The sequence below is a fragment of the Streptomyces sp. CB02923 genome (assembly GCF_001905005.1).
Classification (GTDB): domain Bacteria; phylum Actinomycetota; class Actinomycetes; order Streptomycetales; family Streptomycetaceae; genus Streptomyces.
This window is the reverse complement of sequence record NZ_LWKZ01000003.1, coordinates 229,761-248,089: the sequence shown is the minus strand read 5'-3', so window position 1 is coordinate 248,089 and position 18,329 is coordinate 229,761. Positions and strand designations below refer to the sequence as shown.

At 73.6% G+C, this 18,329-nt stretch carries 2 protein-coding genes; both read right to left on the bottom strand.

Annotation, left to right across the window (positions count from 1 at the left end; genetic code table 11):
* Window positions 1-148: 148 nt before the first annotated feature.
* The gene (locus A6A06_RS08130) at window positions 149-10,495 is read right to left on the bottom strand and encodes a non-ribosomal peptide synthetase (protein ID WP_073760499.1); all 10,347 of its coding nucleotides are present in this window, start codon (window positions 10,493-10,495) and stop codon (window positions 149-151) included.
* On the bottom strand, window positions 10,492-18,327 hold the full coding sequence (locus A6A06_RS08125; RefSeq protein WP_073760498.1) for a non-ribosomal peptide synthetase: 7,836 nt from the start codon (window positions 18,325-18,327) through the stop codon (window positions 10,492-10,494). The genes A6A06_RS08130 and A6A06_RS08125 overlap by 4 nt, the downstream gene beginning before the upstream one ends.
* Window positions 18,328-18,329: the final 2 nt, after the last annotated feature.

The following is an 18,329-nucleotide window of genomic DNA, read 5'->3' as shown; positions in this document are numbered from 1 at the left end:
CGGCGGGTCGCCAGGACCGTATGGGGGCGCGGTTTTCTTTCGTTATCGGTCGTCCGGTGACGCACGGCTCCCCCGCTGCGGGCGGGGGGAACGGAGCGGTGGTCCGGCCGGCGCCCCGCGCGGGCGCCGGCCGGACAGGGGACCGTGGCTACCGGCCCCGCGCGGCGTCCAGGGCCCGCAGCTGCTCGGAGAGCAGCGCGCCGACCGTGGACAGTGCCCCGCCTTCCAGCAGGCTTTCGTGCGTGGCGGGGACGAGGTGGCTGACGACCTCGCCGTCCGTGAGGGGCTGCCACGCCGCGGGCATCGCGTCGTGGTCCGGGCGTCCGACGGTCGTGGTGAACAGCAGCAGGTCGCCCTTGTACACCCGCGGCTCGTACCGGCTGGTGTTCCCGACCGCGGCGATCATCGCGTCCAGCAGCCGGGAGAGCTGCTCCTCGGTCATGTCACCGGGCAGGCCGGGCCGGAGCGAGTCGATGACCTCCGTACGCTTGCGGGCCGGGTCCTTGGCCCCGCCGCCGTCCCCGCACAGATCCGTGTGGAAGCGGGCGAGGGTCTGGGCGTCGGTGAGCGGTACGGGTTCGACGTCTCCGCCGGGGTAGGCGTCGAGAACGGCCACCAGCTCCACCTCTTCGCCCCGCTCCTGGAGATGGGTGGCGAGCGCCTGGGCGATGTTGCCGCCCAGCGAGTACCCCAGCAGCCGGTAAGGGCCGGCGGGCTGCACCTGCTGGATGCGGGTGGCGTACTCCTCGATCATCTGCGCGAAGTCGCGCGGCAGTTCGCCCGTACCGTCCAGCCCCGGGCTCTGCAGACCGTAGAGCGGGCAGTCCGGGCCCAACTCCTTGAGCAGGCCGGTGTAGCACCAGCTCAGGGGCACGGTGGGAGGCGCGCAGAACAGCGGCGTACGGTCGCCGGTGGTCCGCAGCGGCAGCAGTACGTCCAGCCCGTTCCCCGGGGCGGCGGCACTGCCGGGCCCGCTGCCGTCGCGCCCGGTGTCCAGCCGCCCGGCGATGGCGGCGACGTCGGGCGCCGCGAACAGGTCGCGGACGCGGAAGTCCACGCCGTACATGGCGCGCACCCGCCCGACGAACCGCGCGGCGAGCAGCGAGTGCCCGCCCAGGTCGAAGAAGTTGTCGTCGATGCCGACCCGCTCCACTCCGAGGACCTCCGCGAAGAGCGCGCACAGCGCCTCCTCCCGCGCGGTCCGCGGACCACGGCCGCCCTCGGCGCCGGTGACCCGCGGCGCGGGCAGCGCCGACCGGTCCAGCTTGGCGTTGGGTGTCAGCGGCAGGGCGTCGAGGACGACGAAGGCGGACGGCAGCATGTACTCCGGAAGCACTCCGGCGACCCACTCCCGCAGCTCGGCGATGTCCAGACCGCCCGCACCGGCGCCCGGGGCTCCCGCAGGAGCCGTCCCCGCGCGGGCCGGCACGACGTAGGCGGTGATCCGCTTGTCTCCGGGGCGGCCCTCCAGCACGATGACCGCGGCCCGGCCGACGGCCGGGTGTTCGAGCAGGACGTTCTCGATCTCGCCCAGCTCGATGCGGAAACCCCGCACCTTCACCTGGCCGTCGACGCGGCCGACGAACTCCAGCTGGCCGTCGTGCCTGCGCCGCACGAGGTCGCCGGTGCGGTACATCCGCTCCCCGGTGCCGCTGTACGGATCGGCGACGAACCGGCCGGCGGTCAGGCCTGGCCGGCCCAGGTAGCCGCGGGCCAGTCCCCGGCCGGCGATGTACAGCTCACCGGTCACGCCCACCGGGACGGGCCGCAGCAGGTCGTCCAGGACGTGCAGCCGGGTGTTGAAGACCGGTCGGCCGATGGGTGTGCGGCCCGGCCCCTGATGCGGCCCGCAGAACGCGTAGCAGCTGTCCACGGTCGCCTCGGTCGGCCCGTACGCGTTGACCATCCGCCGCCCCCGCGACCAGTACGCGATGACGTCGGGCGGGCATGCCTCCGCGCCGACCATGAGCGAGGCGAGCCGTGGCAGCTCCCGGCGCGGCATGCCCGTCAGCAACGCCGGGGGCACATGGGCGTGGGTGATGCCCCGGCCGGCCAGGAAGTCCGCGAGCTCCTCCCCGGTCGGCTGTTCGGCCGGCATGACCAGGCAGGCGCCGGCCAGCAGGCCCATGGACAGCTCGGCCACGGAGACGTCGAAACTCGGCGACACCAGTTGGGAGATCCGGCTCCCCGGCCCGGCGCCCAGCCGTTCGGTCTGGTGCGCCGACAGGTTGGCCAGTCCCCGGTGGGCGACGACGACGCCCTTGGGCCGGCCGGTGGAGCCGGAGGTGTAGATCACGTACGCGGGGTGGTCCGGAAGCAGCCCGGTGGTGCGGTCGGCGTCCGACGGGTCGTGGTCGTCGCCGGGCGCGAGGGCCGCCACCGGGAGCACCGGCACGCCGGTCCGGGGCAGTCCGCCGGCCGCTCCGTCACCGGTCAGGATCAGGGCGGGCCGGGTGTCGGTCAGCATGTGCGCGATGCGGTCGGCGGGGTAGTCCGGGTCGACGGGCAGGTAGGCGGCGCCCGTCTTGAGGACCGCGAGGATCGCGACGACCAGGTCGACGGAGCGCGGCAGCACGAGCGCCACGATCCGCTCCGGCCCGACACCACGCCCGATCAGGTGATGCGCCAGCCGGTTCGCCCGCGCGTTCAGCTCCGCGTACGACAGCGTGACGTCCGCGAACTCCAGCGCCGGCGCCCCGGGGTCCCGGGCCACCTGGGCCTGGAACAGTTCCGGGAAGGTCGCCGCCGGAACGTCGTACGCGGTGTCGTTCCAGCCGGTGAGCAGCCGCTCGCGCTCCTCGGCGCCGAGCATGTCCAGCTCCCCGATGGGCCGGGCCGCGTCCGCCACGGCCGCACGCAGCAGCCGCTCCAGCCGTTCGGCGAACGCCCGCGCGGTCTCCGGCTCGAAAAGGTCCGTCGCGAACTCCACGACGCCGCGCAGCCCGTCGGGCTTCCCGTCGTCCCCCGCCCGCTCGGCGAAGTTGAACGCCAGGTCGACCTTGGCCACGCCCATGCCGTCGGGCAGGTGCTCGATCGTCAGTCCGGGCATCTCCAGCGCGGCGCCGGCTGTCTCCTCCAGGCCCACCGCCACCTGGAACAGGGGGTGACGGGCCAGGGTGCGGAGCGGGTTGACGATCTCCACGAGCCGTTCGAAGGGCACGTCCTGGTGGGCGTAGGCCGCCAGGTCCGCCTCCCGTACCCGTTCCAGCAGTTCGGCGAAGGTCGGATCGCCGGAGGTGTGGGTGCGCAGCACGAGCGTGTTGACGAAGAACCCGACGAGGTCGTCGAGTGCTTCATCGGCCCGGCCCGCGGTGGCGGTGCCGAGGGGGATGTCGGTGCCGGCACCGTGGCGGGTGAGCAGGGTCGCCACCGCGGCCTGGAGCACCATGAAGACGCTCGCCCGGTGCTCGCGCGCCAGTCGTGCGATGTCCTGGTGCAGCGCGGTGTCCCACGCGAACTCCACCGTGCCGCCCTGGTGGCCGGCGATGGCGGGCCGGGGCCGGTCGGTGGGCAGTTCGAGCTGGTCGGGCAGCCCGGCCAGGGTGTCCTTCCAGTACGCGATCTGCCCGGCCAGCACCGACCCCGGATCGTTCTCGTCACCTAGGACATCACGCTGCCACAGCGTGTAGTCCGCGTACTGCACCGGCAACGGCGCCCACGCAGGCGCCCGGCCGACGCAACGCGCCCCGTACGCCGTCGACAGGTCGCGGGCCAGCGGGCCCACCGAAGCCCCGTCACCGGCGATGTGGTGGATCAGCAGCAGCAGCGTGTGCTCCTCCGGGCCGGTCTCGAACAGCCATGCCCGGAGCGGGATCTCGCGCGTCATGTCGAAGGCGTATCGGACCGCCTCGGTGATGGCCGACGCCAGCTCGTCCGGGGCGGGGCGGACACACTCGATGGTGGGCGCCCCGGCCGCGCCGTGCCGGATGACCTGGTACGGGATGCCTTCCTCATGCGGGAAGACGGTGCGCAGGCTCTCGTGCCGTCCGGTCAGGTCGGCGAGCGCCGCACGCAGCGCCGGTACGTCGAGCGTGCCGGTGAGCCGCAGCAGCAGGGGCACGTTGTAGGTGGGGCTGGGGCCCTCCAGCTGGTGCAGGAACCACAGGCGGCGCTGGGCGAACGACAGCGGTATCCGCTCCGGCCGGTCCATCGGGGCTGGCCCGGAGTTGCCCTGCGGGGTGTCGGCCTGCCGGACGGCCACCCCCGCGACCGTGGGGGCCTCGAACAGGTCCCGGACGGTCAGCTCGATGTCGAAGGTGGTGCGGATGCGGCTGATCAGCCGCATGGCGAGCAGGGAGTGTCCGCCGAGGTCGAAGAAGTTGTCGTCGATGCCGACGCGTTCGACGCCGAGGACCTCCGCGAAGATGTCGCACAGCACTTCCTCCTGTGCGGTCCGCGGCCCCCTGCCGTCCGGCGCCGCGGCGGCCTCCGGGGCCGGGAGCGCGGCGTGGTCCAGCTTGCCGTTCGGGGTGAGCGGCAGCGTGTCCAGCACGACGAACGCGGACGGCAGCATGTATCCGGGCAGCACCTCCTCGGCGTGCGCCCGCAGCTGGGCGGTGTCCACCGTCCGGTGCCCGTCCGCGGGGGTGACGTAGGCGGTGATCCGCTTGTCGCCCGGCCGGTCCTCGCGGACGATGACGGCGCTCGGGCCGACCGAGGGGTGGGCGGCGACCACGGCCTCGATCTCCCCGAGTTCGATGCGGTAGCCGCGGACCTTGACCTGGTTGTCGACGCGGCTGACGAACTCCAGCTGCCCGTCGGCGCGCCATTTGACGAGGTCGCCGGTGCGGTACATCCGGGCGCCGGAGGGCGCGAACGGGTTGGCCACGAACCGGCCGGCGGTCTGGCCGGGGCGGTTCAGGTAGCCGCGGGCGAGGAGTTCGCCGGCTATGTAGAGCTCGCCGGTCACCCCGGCGGGCACCGGCCGCAGCCGGGCGTCCAGGACGTACATCTGCGAGTTCCAGACCGGCCGGCCGATGGTGACGACGCCGGAGGGGGCTTCGGCGCCGGGTGCGATCCGGAATTCCGTACAGCCGACGGTGGTTTCGGTCGGACCGTATTCGTTGACGACCGTGACACCGGGATGCCTCTGCCGCCACTCGTCCAGGACCTCGCCGAGGAGCGACTCGCCGCCCAGGACCAGCTGGCCGGTGGGGGAGAACCGCTCGGGCAGGGCCAGCAGCAGCCCCAGGTGGGAGGGGGTCGCCTTGACGAACGTGGGCCGCTCGGGCAGTTCGTCGGCCGACTCCTCGGTCAGCTCGATGAGCTGGACGCAGCCGCCTGCCGTCAGCGGCCCGAAGAGGCCGGTCACGGTCAGGTCGAAGGACACCGGCGAGTGCACCAGCGCCCGGCCGCCGACCGCCCCGTAAGCGCTGCGGGCCCACGCCAGATAGATGTTCAGCGAGCGGTGTTCGACGACCACGCCCTTGGGGCGGCCCGTCGAGCCCGAGGTGTAGATCACGAACGCGGGGTTCGTCACGCCCGCCGGGACCGGGCGGTCCGCGTCCACCGGGTCGCGTTCCGGCAGTCCGGCCGACGTCCCGGCCGTCCCCGGCACGTCCAGTACGGGTATCTCCGTACGCGGCAGCGTCCGCGCGGTCTCCGCGTCGCTCAGGACGAGCACGGGCCGGGCGTCGCCGAGCATGTACGTGATGCGGTCGGCGGGGTAGTCCGGGTCGACGGGCAGGTAGGCGGCGCCCGTCTTGAGGACCGCGAGGATCGCGACGACCAGGTCGACGGAGCGCGGCAGCGCGAGCGCCACGATCCGCTCCGGCCCGACACCACGCCCGATCAGGTGATGCGCCAGCCGGTTCGCCCGCGCGTTCAGCTCCGCGTACGACAGCTGCTCCCGGTCGTGTACGACCGCCACGGCGTCCGGCGTCCGCGCCACCTGGGCCTGGAACAGCTCCGGCAGCGTCGCCGCCGGGACGTGGTGTGCGGTGTCGTTCCAGCCGGTGAGCAGCTGCTCGCGTTCCTCGGAGGCGAGCAGTTCCAGCTCGCCGATCGGCCGGGTGACGTCCGTCGCCACGGCCCGCAGCAGCCGCTCCAGCCGCTCGGCGATCCGCCGCGCGGTGTCCGGTTCGAAGAGGTCCGCCGCGAACTCCACCGAACCGCGCAGCCCGGCCGGCGTCCCGTCGCCGGTGAGCTGTTCCTCGACGGTGAAGGACAGGTCGAACTTCGCCGCCACCGCGGACAGGATGTGGTCCCGGGCCTCGGCCCCCGGCAGATCGGCCTCGATCTCCTCGCTGTTCTGGAAGGTCAGGATGACCTGGAAGAGGGGGTGGTGGGAAAGCGAGCGGGTGGGGTTGAGGATTTCGACGAGCCGTTCGAAGGGCACGTCCTGGTGCGCGTAGGCCGCCAGATCCGTCTCCCGCACCCGCGCCAGCAGTTCGGCGAAAGTCGGGTCGCCGGAGGTGTCGGTGCGCAGCACGAGCGTGTTGACGAAGAACCCGACGAGGTCCTCCAGCGCATCATCGGTACGCCCGGCGATCGGCGAACCGATGGGGATGTCGGTGCCCGCGCCCAGCCGGGTCAGCAGCGCGGCGATACCTGCCTGCACCACCATGAACAGGCTCGCCTGGTGCTCCCGGGCCAGCCGCACCAGCCCGGTGTGCAGGTCCGCGTCCCACTGGAAGGCGACACTGGCGCCTTGGTGGCCGGCGATGGCGGGCCGGGGCCGGTCGGTGGGCAGTTCGAGCTGGTCGGGCAGCCCGGCCAGGGTGTCCTTCCAGTACGCGATCTGCCCGGCCAGCACCGACCCCGGGTCGTTCTCGTCACCGAGGACGTCACGCTGCCACAGCGTGTAGTCCGCGTACTGCACCGGCAACGGCGCCCACGCAGGCGCCCGCCCGGCACAACGCGCCCCGTACGCCGTCGACAGGTCCCGCAGCAGCGGGCCGGCCGACGCGCCGTCGCTGGCGATGTGATGGGCCACCAGCAGCAGGAGGTGGTCGTCCTCGGCCAGCGTGAACACATGGGCCCGCAGGGGCATCTCCCCCGTCAGGTCGAAGGGCCGGGCCAGCGCCTCCCGCACCTCAGCGTCCAGACGGTCCGCGTCGACATCGGCGGTTTCGAGCACCGGGCGGGCCGCGGTGCTCCCCAGCACCTGCTGGTACGGCGTGCCGTGGGCCTCGGGGAAGACGGTGCGCAGACTCTCGTGGCGCTCCGCCAGGTCGGCGAGCGCGGTACGCAGCGCCGTGACGTCGAGCGCGCCGGTCAGCCGCAGCGCCACCGGCACGTTGTAGGTCGCGCTGGGTCCCTCGAACTGGTGCAGGAACCACAGTCGGCGCTGGGCGAACGACAGCGGCACCCGTTCGGGCCGCTCGGCCGCCCGGGTCAGCGCGGGCCGCGCCCCCGCCACCCCGTCCAGCCGTGCCGCCAGCCGCGCCACCGTCGGTGCCTCGAACAGGTCGCGCACCGCCGGCTCCACCCCCAGTACGGCGCGGACCCGGCTGATCAGCCGCATCGCCAGCAGGGAGTGCCCGCCCAGGTCGAAGAAGGCGTCGTCGATGCCCACCCGCTGCACACCCAGCACACTTTCGAAAAGGCGGCACAGGATCTCTTCGCGCGGATCGCGCGGCCGCCGTGACCCGGCGGCCGCGCCGAACTCCGGGGCGGGCAGCGCGCGGCGGTCCAGTTTGGCGTTGGCCGTCAGCGGCAGCTTGTCCAGCACGACGAACGCGGCCGGCACCGCGTAGCCGGGCAGTGCTTCGGCGGCCCGTGCGCGCACCGACGCCACGTCCGGCTCTCCCTCGCCGGCGGGCACGAGGTAGGCGACCAGACGCCGGTCACCGGGCCGGTCCTCGCGGACCACGACCGCGGCCCGGCCCACCCGCGGGTCACCGGCCAGGACAGACTCGACCTCGCCCGGTTCGATCCGCTGGCCGCGGATCTTCACCTGGTCGTCGGCCCGCTCCAGGTACTCCAGCCGGCCGTCCGCCCGCCGGCGCACGACGTCGCCCGTGCGGTACAGCCGCTCGCCGGCCGCGCCGTAGGGGTGGGCGACGAACCGCTGCGCGGTCAGGCCGGGGCGGTTCAGGTAGCCGCGGGCCAGCTGGGCGCCCGCGACGTACAGCTCACCGGCGACCCCCACCGGGGCCGGGCGCAGCGCGGCGTCCAGCACGTACAGCCGGGTGTTCCACACCGGCTGTCCGATGGGCACCGTTCCGGTGTCGGCCGCCGGGTCGAAGTCGTGCGCCGTCACCTGGACCGTGGTCTCGGTCGGGCCGTACAGGTTGTGCACCCGCACGCCCCAGGCCGCGACCGCTGCCGCGGCCTGCCCGGACCCGATCGGTTCGCCGCCGACGAAGACATGCTCCAGCGGCGGTGCCGCGTCCACCGGCACGCGGAGCAGTTCGGCAAGCAGCGAAGGGACGAACTGGGCCACCGTGACGCGGTGCCGCGCGATGAACGCCATCAGGCGCTCCGGGTCCTTCACCACGTCGTCCGGCGCCACGCACAGGCCGGCACCGGTGAGCAGCGGGAGCCAGATCTCCCAGACCGACGCGTCGAAACTCACCGCCGTGCGGAACAGCACCCGGTCCTCCGGCTCCAGCGGGTACCTGGAGGCCATCCAGGCCAGGTGCCCGCTGACACCGGCGCAGGTGGTGAGGACGCCCTTGGGCCGGCCGGTGGACCCGGAGGTGTAGAGGGCGTACGCCGGGTGCGACGGGAGCAGGGGGGCGACGCGGTCGGCGTCGGACGGATCGGTGGCCGGCTGCGCGGCCAGCGCCGCCCGGGTGCCGGGAGAGTCCAGGACGAGCTGCGGGACGGCCGTCCCGGCCACCGCGCCGGCCGTCCCGGCAGCGGTGATCAGCGTGCTGGGGGCGGCGTCGCCGAGGGTGGACGCGATCCGCTCCCGTGGCTGGCCGGGGTCCAGCGGGAGGTAGGCCGCGCCGCTCTTGCACACGCCGAGCAGCGCCACCAGCAGGTCGGCCGAGCGCGGCAGCGCCAGCGCCACCAGCTGCTCGGGTCCCGCGCCCCGTCCGATCAGCAGATGGGCCAGCCGGTTGGCCCGCTCGTTGAGTTCCGCGTACGTCCAGCTGCCCCCGTCGTCCACCACCGCCGTGGCCTGCGGTGTCCGGGCGGCCTGTGCCTCGAACATGGCGGCCGGGTGGGTTTCGGGCAGGGGGTGAGCGGTGTCGTTCCACGTGCCGAGGACCTGCTCGCGTTCGGCCGCGCCGATCAGCGCGATCCGGTCCAGCGGGATGTCGGGCGTGTCGAGCACCGAGGCGAGCAGCGCCCGCACCCGGCCGAGGAGAGCGGTGGCGCGCTCCCGGTCCATGACGTCGGCGCGGTGGTCCAGGCGCAGCGCGAGCCGGTCGCCCACCAGTTCGCCCACGAGGTTGAGGGCGTAGTGCGTGGCGTCCCGGCCGTCGACCTCGGTCAGGCGCAGCCCGGCCACGACGTCCTCGTCGTCGGCGATGCCCAGCGGGTAGTTCTCCAGCAGCGCGGCGGTGTCGAAGAGGTCGCCGACGTCGGCCAGTTGCTGGATACGGCCCAGCCCCAGGTACTGGTGGGGCAGCAGGGCGCTCTGCTCCTCCTGGAGCCGTACGAGGTTGTCCAGCAGCGGCTGCCGCTGGTCCAGCCGCACCCGGACGGGAACGGTGTTGACGAACAGCCCGACCATCGACTCCGATCCGGGCAGGTCGGCCGGCCGGGTGGACACGGTCGTGCCGAACACCACGTCGTCCCGCCCGGTCAGCTGGGCGAGCGCGACCGCCCACGCGCCGTTCAGCAGGGTGCTCATCGTCAGCCGCCGCTCGCGCACCGCCGCGGTCAGCCTCGCGGTGTCCTCCCGCGGCAGTTCCAGCGCCACCCGGCCCGGCACCTCGGGTGTCCGGTCGGTGGCCGCCACCAGCGTCGGCTCCTCCAGGCCCGCCAGCGCCCGCTGCCAGGCGTCCTCCGCCGCCGCCTGGTCCTGCCGTCCCAGCCAGGCCAGGTAGTCGCGGTACGGGGTGACCCGGGGCATCCCCGCGTCGCTGCCCCGCTGTCCGTACAGCGTGAACAGTTCGCTCAGGACCAGTGGCGTCGACCAGCCGTCGAGGAGGACGTGATGGCAGGTCAGTGCCAGGCAGTAGCGGCGATCGGCGAGCCGGTACAGGGTCAGCCGCAGCAGCGGCGGGCGGGCCAGGTCGAACCGCTCGGCCCGGTCGGTGGCCAGCAGCCGTTCCAGCTCCGCGTCCTGTCCGGCGGGCCCGTCCGCGTACCCGGTCAGGTCGTGTTCCCGCCACGGCAGCGGCACCGCGCGGTGGATCACTTGGATCGGCTGGCCGTTCTTGCGGGTGCGGAATCCGGCCCGCAGGTTGGCGTGCCGGGCCAGCAGCGTGCCGGCGGAAGCGCGCAGCGCGGCGGCGTCCACCTCGCCCTCGATCCGCAGGATGAGCTGCACGTTGTAGATGTCGGGCGCCTGCCCGTCGTACAGCGAGTGGAACAGGAGCCCTTCTTGCAACGGCGCGAGCGGCAGGACGTCCTCAAGTGCGGACTGAGTCTTCACAGCATGTCCAATTCAGCTTCGAGGTCATTGATTTCGTCCTGGCTCATCGATTCCAGGGACAGGTCGGAAGGGGTGAGACCGCCGGCGTTCAGGTCCTCGCAGTGGGTCACCAGCGCGGTCAGAGCCGCGAGCCAGCTCTCGGCGAACGCCCGGACGTCCTGCTCGGCCAGCAGGTCCCGCGACCATTCCCAAGTGGCCGACAGCCGTGGTCCGCCGGGCAGGTCCTCGGTCACCGCGTTGATCGTCAGTGGGTGGCCGGCCGGCATCCGGGGGTCGGCGCCGGGCGGGGCCGGCGCATCCGCGACGACACCCCAGTCGTCGGTGGCGCCGCCCGCCGCTGCCGTCAGGCGGCCCAGGTAGTTGAAGCCGATCTGCGCGCCGGGCAGCCTGGACAGCTCGGCGGCGGTCCCGGGGTTGAGGTGGCGCAGCAGACCGAAGCCGATGCCGTGGTCGGGGACGGCGCGCAGCTGTTCCTTGATCCGCTTGACCACCTGGCCCGCCGCCGGGCCGCCGGCCCACACCTCGTCCCGGTCGAACGGCCCCGGGTCGAGCCGCACCGGATACAGGCTGGTGAACCAGCCGACGGTGCGGCTCAGGTCGGCACCGGGCACGATCTCCTCCCGGCCGTGCCCCTCCAGGTCGATCAGCACCTGGCTGCCGGCCTCGCCCCGGCTCCGGCGCCGGTCGACGGCGGCCAGCGCCAGCGCGGCCAGCAGGAAGTCGTCGACCCGGGCGTGGAAGGTTTCCGGCACCGCGGTGAGCAGCGCCGTCGTGGCCGGTACGGGCAGGGTGACGGTCAGCGACCAGGTGGTGCTTCCCACATCCCGGGTACGGTCCAGCGGCCGGCTGCCCAGCAGCGGCTCCTCGGTGCCCAGCAAGGCGGTCCACGACGGCAGTTCGGCCAGCCGCTCGGGACGGTGCGCGGCCGCCGGCAGCTGCCGCGCCCACTGTCGCAGGGAGGTCCCCGCGCGCTCCGGTGACGGCTGCTCGCCCGCTGCCACGGCCCGCCAGGCGGCGGCCAGGTCCGGCAGCAGGATCCGCCACGACACCCCGTCCACGACCAGGTGGTGCAGCATCAACAGCAGTCGGCCGGGTACGCCCGGCCCGGCGTCGAACCACACGGCCTGCACCATGGTCCCCTCGCGCGGCCGCAGCCGGTCCCGGGCCCGTTCGCCCTCGGCGGCCATCAGGTCGTCCAGTGCCGCGCCGTGCAGCCCTTCGGCAGCCACCCGCCGCACGCAGTCCCCGGCCGCCACCTTGCCGTGGGGCAGCACCTCGGGCTCCCAGTCCGGCAGCCCCGCGCCGTCGTCCGACGGCCGCTCCGTGAGGCGCATCCGCAGGGCGTCGTGGTGGTCGAGCAGCGACTGCACCACGTCGATGAGCTGCTGCTGGACCAGACCCGCCGGGGTCTGGAGGACCATCGACTGGTGGAAGCCGTCCATCGGCGCGTCCAGTTCCCGCAGCCAGTGCACGATCGGCGTCGGCGGCAGGGTGCCGACCGCGTCCTGCGGGTCCTCGGCGACCGCCGACGGCGCTTCGGCGGCGAACGCTGCCAGCGCCTCGGCGGTCTGGTGCCGCACGATCTCCCGCGCCGTGAGCACGATGCCCTCCTTCCGCGCCCGGGAGATCACCTGGATGGACAGGATGCTGTCCCCGCCCAGCGAGAAGAAGCTGTCGTCGACACCGACCCGGTCCAGGTGCAGTACCTCGGCGAAGATCCGGCAGAGCGTCTCCTCGCGTGCGGTGCGCGGTGCCCTGGTGCCCGCCGCCGCCGCGAAGTCCGGTGCCGGCAGGGACCGGACGTCCAGCTTGGCGTGGGTGGTCAGCGGCAGTGCGGCCAGTTCGAGGAACGCAGCAGGCAGCATGTAGTCGGGCAGCTGCCCGGCCAGGTGCGCCCGCAGCGCGCCGGCGTCCAGTGGGGCTTCCCCGGCCGTGACGACATAGGCGACGATGCGCTTGTCGCCGGGCCGGTCCTCACGGACGACGACGGCGGTCTCCGCCACTGCGGGGTGCCCCGCCAGGACGTTCTCGATCTCGCCCAGCTCGATGCGGAAACCGCGGACCTTGACCTGGTCGTCCGCGCGCCCGACGAACTCCAGCTGCCCGTCGGCGCGCCACCGCACGAGGTCACCGGTGCGGTACATCCGCGCTCCGGGCGCGCCGAACGGGTTGGCGACGAAGCGCGCGGCGGTCATTCCGGGGCGGTGCAGGTAGCCGCGGGCCAGCTGGACGCCCGCGAGGTACAGCTCGCCGGGCACCCCGGCCGGCACCGGGCACAGCGCGTCGTCGAGGACGTACACCCGGATGTTGCGCACCGGGCGGCCGATCGGCGGGGCGACCGGCTCGGACAGCGGCGGGCTCGATGTCACCCAGACCGTCGCCTCGGTCGGACCGTAGCCGTTGAACATCCGGCGCCCCCCGGCCCAGCGGGTGACGACCTCTCCGGTGAAGGCGTCTCCGCCGACCGTCAGCGACCGCAGCTCCGGCAGCGGTGTGGCCGGCACGCTCGCCAGCGCGGCCGGCGCCAGCACCGCGTGGTTGATGCGGAGTCCGGCCAGCTGCTGGGCCAGCACCTCACCGGCGAGCGGCCCGGCCGGGGGCATCACCAGGCAGGCGCCGGACAGCAGCGCCAGCCACAGTTCGAGTACCGACGCGTCGAAGCTGGGCGACGAGAACTGCGCCACCCGGCTGCCCGGCTCGACACCACAGCGGTCGATCTTGTCCGCCGCGAAGCTCGCCATACCGGTGTGCGCCACGACGACGCCCTTGGGCCGGCCGGTGGAGCCGGAGGTGTAGATGACATACGCCGGATGCCCCAGCAGCAGCGGCCCGGTGCGGTCGGCGTCGGCCGGATCGGTTCCGGGCCGGTGGGCCCAGGCGCCGGCGTTGCCGGGCACGGGCAGGGCGGCCAGGCCCGGTACGGGTGTCGCGGCGGCATCGGCCGTGGTGAGGACGAGGGCCGGACCGGCGTCGCGCAGCATGTAGTCGATGCGGTCGGCGGGGTACTCCGGGTCGACGGGCAGGTAGGCGGCGCCGGCCTTGAGGACCGCGAGCAGGGAGACGACCAGGTCCAGGGAGCGGGGCAGCAGCAAGGCCACGGTTTGCTCGGGGCCCACGCCCCGGCCGATCAGCTCGTGCGCCAGCCGGTTCGCCCGGGTGTTCAACTCCGCGTACGTCAGGACCCGGCCTTCGTGCTCGGCCGCCGGGGCGTGCGGGGTGCGGTCCGCCTGGGCCTGGAAGAGGTCCGGGAGGGTGGCCGGCGACACCTCGTGCGCGGTGTCGTTGCGCTCCACCAGCAGCCGGTGCCGCTCGGCCGGGGACAGCACGTCCAGCCGGGACACCGGCAGCGAGGCGTCCGCCACGACGGCACGCAGCAGCCGCTCCAGCCGCTCGGCCAGCGCCTCGGCCGTCTCCCGGTCGAAGAGGGCGGTCGCGAACTCCACGGTTCCCGTCATTCCCGCCGGAGTCCGCTCCGCGGAGTACAGCTCCTCCATGTTGAACGTCAGGTCGACCTTGGCGGCGCCGGTGTCGACGTCTTCCAGGGCGGCCCGCAGTCCGGGCAGGGCGAGCTGGGCGTCCTCGGTGTTCTGGAGGACCAGCAGCACCTGGAAGAGCGGGTGGTGCGCCATCGACCGGACGGGGTTGACGGCTTCCACGAGCCGTTCGAAGGGCACGTCCTGGTGGGCGTAGGCCGCCAGGTCCGTCTCCCGCACCCGCGCCAGCAGCTCGGCGAAGGCCGGATCGCCGGAAGTGTCCGTACGCAGCACGAGCGTGTTGACGAAGAACCCGACCAGGTCCTCCAAAGCATCATCGGTACGCCCCGCGATCGGCGAACCGATGGGAATGTCGGTCCCCGCACCCAGCCGGGTCAGCAACGCCGCCAGCGCAGCCTGCACCACCATGAACACACTGCACTGGTGCGTACGGGCCAGCCGGATCACACCGGCGTGCAGGTCCGCGTCCCAGGTGAAGGGGGCCTGGTCGCCCCGGTAACCGGCGACGGCGGGCCGCGGGCGGTCGGTGGGCAGCGCCAGCTCCTCCGGAACACCGGCCAGGGCCGTGCGCCAGTGGTCGATCTGGGCACGGATCACGCTGTCCGGGTCGTCCTCGTCGCCCAGCATGGCCTGCTGCCACAGCGTGTAGTCCGCGTACTGCACCGGCAGCGGCGGGAAAGCGGGCGCGGAGCCGGCCAGGCGCGCGGTGTAGGCGACGCTCAGGTCACGGGCGAGCGGCGCCAGCGAGGCGCCGTCGGCGGCGATGTGATGCACCAGGATCAGCAGTGCGTGCTCTTCGGGTGCCGTGGAGAACACCCAGGCCCGCAGCGGGACGTCCCGGGCCAGGTCGAAGGTGTGCCGGGCGGCCTCGGCGATCAGCTCCGGGGCCTGCCCGGCGACGGTCTCCACGGCCTCGACGACGGGCCGTGCCGCGGCGCCGTCCAGCACCAGCTGGTACGGCTTGCCGTCGACGTCCGGGAAGACCGTGCGCAGGCTCTCGTGGCGTTCCGTCAGGTCCGCCAGTGCCGCCCGCAGCGCCGGGACGTCCAGCTCCCCGGTCAGCCGCAGCAGCATCGGCACGTTGTACGTGGTGCTCGGCCCCTCCAGCTTGTCGAGGAACCACAGCCGCCGTTGCGCGAAGGACAGCGGTACCCGCGCGGGCCGCACCGCCGGCTCCAGCACCGCCCGTGCGCCCGCCGCGCCGTCCAGCCGCCCGGCCAGGCCGGCGGCCGTCGGGGCCTCGAACAGGTCCCGGACCGCCAGCTCCACCCCGAAGGCGGCACGTACCCGGCTGATCAGCCGGGTCGCGAGCAGCGAATGCCCGCCCAGCTCGAAGAAGTCGTCGTCGGCCCCGGCCCGGTCGATGCCGAGGACCTCCGCGAAGATGCCGCACAGGATCTCCTCGCGTGCGGTACGCGGCCCCCGGCTGCCGGTGTCCGGCTCGCTCTCCGGAGCCGGCAGCGCCGCCCGGTCGACCTTGCCGTTCGGGGTCAGCGGAAGGGCGTCGAGCACGACGAAGGCGGTGGGCAGCATGTACTCCGGCAGCAGGGTGCCCGCATGGCGCCGCAGCCCGGCCGACGCGGGCGCCGCGCCGCCGTGGGCCGGCACCACGTAGACCACGATGCGCTGGTCGCCCGGCCGGTCCTCCCGGACCAGCGCCGTGGCCTGCCCGACGGCCGGGTGCCCGGCGACAGCGGACTCGATCTCGCCCAGTTCGATGCGGAAGCCGCGGACCTTGACCTGGTGGTCGACGCGGCCGAGGAATTCCAGCTGCCCGTCGGCGCGCCACCGCACGAGGTCACCGGTGCGGTACATCCGCGCTCCGGGCGCGCCGAACGGGTTCGCCACGAAGCGTCCTGCCGTCACCCCGGGCCGCCCGCGGTAGCCGCGTGCCACGCCCCGCCCGGCGAGGTAGAACTCGCCCGGGACGCCGGGCGGTACCGGCCGCAGCCGCGCGTCCAGCACGTACGCCCGGGTGTTGCCGATCGGCCGGCCGATGGGGGCCGCGCCCTCCCCGGTGACGTCCGCGAGGGTCGACCAGATGGTGGTCTCCGTCGGGCCGTAGAGGTTCGTCACGCCGGCGGCGTGCGCGGCCAGGGCGTGCGCCAGCGGGGTGGGCAGCGCCTCGCCGCCGACCAGAACCCGCAGCCCGTGCAGCGCTTCGGGGAACTGGTCCACCAGGCCCTGCCACAGCGACGGGGTGGCCTGCATCAGCGTGGCACCGGAGGAGGTCAGCAGCGCGGCCAGGCGCGGGGTGTCGCGCACCTCCTCGGACGTGGCGAGGTGGACGGACGCGCCGCAGATCAGCGGCAGGTACATCTCCAGTCCCGCAATGTCGAACGCGATGGTGGTGACGGCGAGCAACCGGTCCGACGGTTGCGGAGCGAACACCTGCCGCATCGCGCCGAGGAAGTTGACCAGGTTGCCGACCGAGACGACGACGCCCTTGGGGCGGCCGGTCGACCCGGAGGTGTAGATCGCGTAGGCCGGGCTTTCCGGCGTCGTGCCGACCGGCTGCTCGGGCCCGGTGAGGCGGCCGTCCGGCAGGGCCGCCAACGCGGCCGTGGTGTCCGGCGCGTCGAGCACCACCCGTGCGGCCCCCGTGCCGGGGAGCCGCGGTGCGAGGGCACCGGTGGTGAGCACGCAGACCGGGGCGGCGTCGGCGAGGACGTGGGCGAGGCGGTCGGCGGGGTGGTCGGGGTCGACGGGCAGGTAGGCGGCGCCGGTCTTGGCGACGGCCAGCAGCGCGACGGGAAGTTCGACGGACCGGGGCAGGGCGAGGGCCGCATAGCTCTCCGGGCCGACGCCGTGGGTGCGCAGCAGGCGCGCCAGCCGGTTGGCGCGGGCGTCGAGCGCCGCGTAGCTCAGGCACGCGTCCCCGCAGCGCACCGCGGCGGCGCCGGGTGTCCGGTCGGCCTGGGCCTCGAACAGCTCCCGCACGCTCGCCGCCGGCACCTCGCGGTCCGTGGCATTCCACGTGACGAGCTGCCGGTGGAGCTCTTCCTCCGAGAGCACCGCCAACTCCCCGACCGTCCGTGACGGGTCGGCGAGTGCCGCTCGCAGCAGCCGTTCCAGCCGCCGCACCATCAGCTCGACGCTGCCCTTGTCGAACAGCTCCGTGGCGAACTCCACCTCGACGGCGATCCCCTCGGGTTCACCCGCGGAATCCAGCCGCTCCTCCAGGTCGAAGGAGAGGTCGAACTTGGCGACCCCGGTGTCGACACCGTCCAGCTCGGCCCGCAGCCCCGGGAACTCCGGCACGGCCTTGGCGTTGTTCTGGAGGACCAGCAGTACCTGGAAGAGCGGGTGGTGCGCCATCGACCGGACGGGGTTGACGGCTTCCACGAGCCGCTCGAAGGGCACGTCCTGGTGCGCGTAGGCCGCCAGGTCCGTCTCCCGCACCCGCGCCAACAGCTCGGCGAAGGCCGGATCGCCGGACGTGTCGGTACGCAGCACGAGCGTGTTGACGAAGAACCCGACCAGGTCCTCCAGAGCATCATCGGTACGCCCGGCGATCGGCGAACCGATGGGAATGTCGGTCCCCGCACCCAGCCGGGTCAGCAACGCCGCCAGCGCAGCCTGCACCACCATGAACACACTGCACTGGTGCGTACGGGCCACGCGCACCAGATCACGGTGCAGCCCGGCATCCCAGGACAGCGCGACCTGGTCGCCCCGGTAACCGGCCACCGCCGGCCGCGGCCGGTCGGTGGGCAGCTCCAGCTGGTCGGGAAGCCCGCCCAGCGTCTCCTGCCAGAAGGCGACCTGCTCGCTGATCAGGCTGTCCGGGTCGTCCTCGTCGCCGAGGACCTCCCGCTGCCACAGCGTGTAATCGGCGTACTGCACCGGCAGGGCGTCCCACCGCGGCGCCGCGTCCGTACGACGGGCGGCGTAGGCCACCGACAGGTCCCTGGTCAGCGGGGCGAGCGAACCGCCGTCGGCCGCGATGTGATGCACCATCAGCAGCAGGACATGAGCATCCGGTGCCGTCTCGAACAGCCACGCGCGCACCGGAATGTCCCGTGTCAGGTCGAAGGCGTGCGAGGCGGCCTCCAGCAGCAGCGCGGGCAGCCGCTCCTCGTCGGTGCGGACCGTCTCGATCACCGGACGGGCCTCGTCGGCCGCGAGCACCTGCTGGTGGGGGTTGCCGTCGTGGTCGGGGAAGACGGTCCGCAGGCTCTCGTGCCGCTCCACCACGTCATGGAGCGCGCCCCGCAGGGCCGCGACGTCCAGGTCGCCGGTCAGCCGCAGCAGCATCGGCAGGTTGTAGGCCGCGCTCGGTCCCTCGAACTGCTGGAGGAACCACAGCCGGTGTTGGGCGAATGACAGCGGAATCATGG